The organism is Longimonas sp. (assembly GCF_040409695.1).
Lineage (GTDB): Bacteria > Bacteroidota > Rhodothermia > Rhodothermales > Salinibacteraceae > Longimonas.
This window is the reverse complement of record NZ_JARWGJ010000192.1, coordinates 1-4,604: the sequence shown is the minus strand read 5'-3', so window position 1 is coordinate 4,604 and position 4,604 is coordinate 1. Positions and strand designations below refer to the sequence as shown.

General features: G+C 62.1%; 6 protein-coding genes. 3 read left to right on the top strand and 3 right to left on the bottom strand.

What is annotated here, in order from left to right; genetic code table 11:
- Positions 1 to 374, bottom strand: a 374-nt coding sequence (locus PPP56_RS11490; RefSeq protein WP_353564187.1) for an FAD-dependent oxidoreductase, incomplete at its 3' end; no start/stop codon positions are given.
- Positions 375 to 398: 24 nt separating this feature from the next.
- The gene (locus PPP56_RS11485; protein WP_353564186.1) at positions 399 to 908 is read right to left on the bottom strand and encodes a Uma2 family endonuclease; all 510 of its coding nucleotides are present in this window, start codon (positions 906 to 908) and stop codon (positions 399 to 401) included.
- A gap of 322 nt (positions 909 to 1,230) precedes the next feature.
- Here PPP56_RS11485 and PPP56_RS11480 point away from each other — a divergent pair, with 322 nt between their 5' ends.
- From PPP56_RS11480 to PPP56_RS11470, 3 genes are all read left to right on the top strand, one after another.
- Positions 1,231 to 1,725, top strand: coding sequence for a hypothetical protein (locus PPP56_RS11480; protein ID WP_353564185.1), 495 nt, complete (start codon positions 1,231 to 1,233; stop codon positions 1,723 to 1,725).
- Between the two features lie 144 nt (positions 1,726 to 1,869).
- A complete protein-coding gene (locus tag PPP56_RS11475) occupies positions 1,870 to 3,021 on the top strand; it encodes a cysteine desulfurase family protein (protein ID WP_353564184.1) in 1,152 nt (383 codons plus the stop codon).
- A 45-nt stretch (positions 3,022 to 3,066) separates the two neighbouring features.
- On the top strand, positions 3,067 to 3,648 hold the full coding sequence (locus tag PPP56_RS11470; RefSeq protein WP_353564183.1) for a DUF2480 family protein: 582 nt from the start codon (positions 3,067 to 3,069) through the stop codon (positions 3,646 to 3,648).
- 28 nt (positions 3,649 to 3,676) lie between these two features.
- On the opposite strand, the gene PPP56_RS11465 is transcribed toward PPP56_RS11470, so the two are convergent.
- Positions 3,677 to 4,604 (bottom strand): alpha/beta fold hydrolase (locus PPP56_RS11465; protein ID WP_353564182.1); only part of this gene is annotated, 928 nt, incomplete at its 5' end.

Sequence of the window (4,604 nt, the reverse complement as noted above, 5' to 3'; positions counted from 1 at the left end):
ACCTGGTCGGCGCGCATGTAGAGGTTGTCGATCGATTCGAGCTCTTCGCGTACGGCATCGGCGTAGGCTTCACGTCCGCACTGCGCACGCGGGCCCCACACCGCCGGCCCTTTGCTGGTGTTGAGCATCCGAAACTGCAAGCCCGCACGGTCGGTCACGCGCCCCATGAGTCCGCCCAGGGCATCGATCTCGCGGGCAATGTGCCCCTTTCCAATACCACCAATGGCCGGGTTGCACGACATCTGTCCGATCGTGTTGAGCTTCAGCGTGATGAGCAGCGTGCGGGCGCCCATGTTACCTGCTGCTGCCGCGGCTTCGGAGCCGGCATGGCCGCCGCCTACAACGATGACATCGTAATGGAAGTAGTCTTGCATGAGGGTCTGGGTTTGAGCAATCGGCTACAACGAGACAGTAGAAGGAAACGACGGCACCCGGTGGGAAGATTCGAGCAGACCGTCTGCCGTGTAAAACGAGAGTGCGCCCTCTTCATCGCAGAGCCATACCTCGTCGGCTCCGGCCTCGAAATAGAGCGCGCGCCTGGTCTGCATCTCGGCGTCAGTGTTCGCAGGCGAAAGCACTTCGACACAGATTTCGGGGGCGATAGAAGCCGCGTAGTCGTCGTGCACCTGCTTCCAGCGCGTTGAAGAGAACCACGCGACATCAGCTGCCTTGATGCCATCCTCTGTTTCCACCGCAGCTTCCGTCACAACTCGTCCTGTCGGCATCTGCTCGCGAAGCAGCCCAGCAATTTCGCTCTGAAAGGCGCCGTGTTTGAGATGGGTTGGGCTCATCACGATCTGTCCGCGGGCGTTGGTTTCGATTTTGTAGGGCAGATCGTGCAGGCTGGGGTCGCTGCACACGTCCTGCCAGGACTGTGCAGCGGTCGGGTTGGATGAGGGGGAGGCCATCGCTCTATAGGGAGCAAGCAATAGGGAGCAAGCGCAAAAATAGCGTGCATCAGAGTATGCATGTGCAGTAGACCATACCCGAAGGGCGAGGCGATGGGTCCTCGTGGCGGGGGCTCTGTTCCCGTATCGCCGTGGGCACAGCGGCTTCGTCGGTCTTGCGCTCTCAGGGACGCAATAACTAACTCCGAGTCGGATCCTGCTGAAGCGAGGATGAGCTGCCGGCGTGTGTTCGGTGTTACTTGATGGGGCTGCATAGCGCCTGCATCATGCAGATGACTCGTTGGATCTGCAGCGCTCAGTGCACGCAGCTTATCCGTCCGCTATGTCCCATCCGTTTCGCATCCCCCTGATACTTCTTGCGGCAGCCTGTTGCCTTGCAGCCTGCACGTCAACGTCGACCCACACCGGAAGCACACGCGCTGTTCTTTCGAGTTCGTACGATGCCACCTTCTACGCCGTGCTCGACGTGTTCAACGCCCACGACCTTACGCCTGAAACGGTCGACTATGACGCCGGCCACATCGCGGCCCGGGGCGCGGCCCAGTTTGGCTATGCGCCTTACCGGGTGGTGGACGCCGAAGCCTTTCTTGACCCGGCGTCTGAAGACCGGGTGGAATTGCGGCTGTTGTTTACGTTTCAGGAGCAGGCGGCTGAGCGCCCCCGGCCTGTACCGCGTCGTGAAGACGAGTCGCGGGTGCTGGCCTACACGTTTGAGGGACTCGACCGCTCGCGTGAGGCTGCGTACGCATACGGCTTTTACGTGGATGCGATACGCGAGCGCGCTCGTGAGCTGCATCCGCATAGCGAGGGCCATTAAAGCAGGTAGACACCGTGTCGGCTGTGAGGGCCGGCTGTGAGAGGGCCGGCTGTGGGAGGCGAACCGCCTGCGACCGCTAGAAACCCACTCCTAGCCAGAGCGGTTTACAAAGCGTGTCCGTTACTACCGCTGCATCCTGCTGTTATGCCCCGCTCGGTTTATCTCGACTATAACGCTACGACGCCCGTTGACGACGCCGTCTTTGCGCGGATGAAGCCGTACTTCACGACCCATTACGGCAACGCTGCAAGCGGGCATTCGCACGGATGGCGCGCTGAAGGTGCGGTCGATGTAGCGCGTGAGCAGGTCGCAGGACTGCTACGGGCCGACCCGGAGCGCCTCACCTTTACCAGTGGGGCAACGGAAGCACTGAACATGGCGATCAAAGGCGTTGCGCAGCACAGCTCGGTCGACATGCCGCACATTGTGACGGTAGCTACCGAGCACAAGGCTGTGCTCGAATCGTGCCGTGCGCTGGAGCAGCAAGGCACCGCGCGTATCACCTACTGCCCGGTGGACGCGGAGGGCCGCCTCGCCCCCGACACGCTGGCCAGGGCGCTCACCGACAATACCGTGCTCGTGGCTGTGATGCACGCAAACAACGAAACGGGCGTGCTGCATCCGATAGACGACTGCTACGACGTTGTGCGCAGCCACCGCGCGCTGTTCTTGACCGATGCCACGCAGGCACTGGGCAAACTTCCGGTAGAGGTGCAGCACGCCGACCTGCTCGTCGGCTCAGCGCACAAGCTGTACGGTCCCAAAGGCATCGGCGTGCTCTACCGGCGAGCCGGAGTGCAGTGTCCGCGCTTCATTGATGGGGGCGGACAGGAGCGGGGGCTGCGCGGCGGCACGCTGAATGTGCCTGCCGTGGTAGGTTTCGGCGCAGCAGCTGCGCTCGCCGAAGAGCGTCAGCCAGCGGATGCGGAGCGCTGGCACGCGCTGCAGGCCACCTTCGAATCTGCCTTGCAAACGCGTTTCCCAGACATCCGTATTAATGGAGACAAGGCGGATCGGCTCCCGCAGACTACGAACGTCACGCTTCCCGGCACCAATGCCGAACGACTGATGCAGGCACTGCGCACGGTATCGTGTGCAACCGGCAGTGCCTGCGCGAGCACCGACCCCAAACCCAGCCACGTACTGCGTGCTATGGGCCACTCGCCTGCCGAGGCCCACGCCTCGCTTCGCTTCAGTGCCGGACGCGACACTACAGAAGATGACCTTCTTTACACGGTCGATGTGCTGGAGCAGGCGCTTCCCCTGGCGCGGGCCTCTCAGCCTGCCCAGGCATAGATCTGACTCTCTGCTGATTCTTGTTCTCAACCCCCTCTAAGTACGATGGATGAACTGACAGGTAACATCACAAATCGCGTTTCAGAAAGCGAGATCGCTGTCTATAACCTGGCTGACCTGTGGGATGAGGCCCCAATCGCTGAACTGGATATCGAGCCGTTTCTTGTGCAGGGGCTGATGCTTAAAGAAGAGCCTTTTCGTGAGGATGTGAAGGCGTACGACTTTACGCAGCACGAGGGCCAGCACGTGGCGATTCATTGCTCCACCGATGCCATTGTGCCCACGTGGGGCTACATGCTGCTCGCCTCAAAGCTGGAAGGCATTGCCCGCACGGTAGCGTTTGGCACCGAAGATGACCTGGTTCGCGATTACTATATCCGTGCACTGGAGGCAGAAGACTGGAGTCCGTACGCCGACCGGCCGGTCGTCATTAAGGGATGCGGCGGCGATACCGTGCCCGACGTGGCGTACCTGATTGCGACGCAGAAGCTGCAGGGCGTGGCTCGCAAGCTCATGTACGGCGAGCCGTGCTCTTCGGTGCCGCTCTGGCGGCGTTCGCAGCCGAAGAAGAAGTCGGCGGGTGCCGCGAAGGCCGTCTCGGCCAATTTGCCCACGCCAGGCAAGTAGGGAGGGAGACTGTTCAGCGAGCGATGGGCTACCGTGCGGCTGCCGAAGGTCCGCGCGCATCGACGCGTTTCAGGAAGGCACGCAACGCCGCATTGAACGCATCGGGACGCTCGACAGGAAGTGCATGCCGCGCATCCGCAATAACCACCAGTTGCCCCTCGGGAATGCGCGCCGCGTGGCGTTTTTTGACGGATGCGGGCGTGTAGTCGTCGTCGGCTGCGCATACCAGCACAGGGCGGCGTATTATGGACAGGCGCGACTCGACGCTCCACCCCACGAGTCCGTCGATGGAAGCGAGGTAGGCGTGTCGGTCGTTGGCAGCCCATCGCTCGATAAACTGCTCGCGGAGGTCGTTGTGGTGGGGCTTGATGAAGAGCTTGTGAGCCAATATCTGCCCGACGCGTCGCATGCCAAGGACCTGTACGGCTCCGCGACGCGACCAGTAGAAAGCATAGTCGGCGGGTGTTTGCAGGTTGACAGCCGGCACGCTGTTCACGACCGTACCACTGCGAAGCAGCTCAGGTGCGTGGGTGAGCAGCTCGTATGTAACCATGCCGCCCATAGAGAGGCCGACCAGGTGGACCGGTGGAAGAGACAGCTTGCGTATCCACACAGCTACATCGCGGGCCATCTGCGCAATGCTGTAGGGGCCGGGGGGCTTGCTGGTCTGGCCGTGCCCGCGCAGGTCGCAGGTGAGCACGCGGTAGTCGGCGTCGAAGGCTTCGGTTTGGGCGAACCAGTCGCGTCCGCTGGAGCCGAGGCCATGAACGAAAACCAGCGGCAGCGCATCGCGCTCGTTGTCGGTGTAGTGGAGCGTGATGTCGTCGACGGTGAGTGTGGGCATGGAAGAGGCGGCTCGAATCTTAAGGCGGATCTGAAGGTGAGCTTGTGCAGCAGATGCCCGGTCGGGGGCGGCGGTTTTGCTGCTGAGGCGATCGGGGGGCTTACATCGGGGG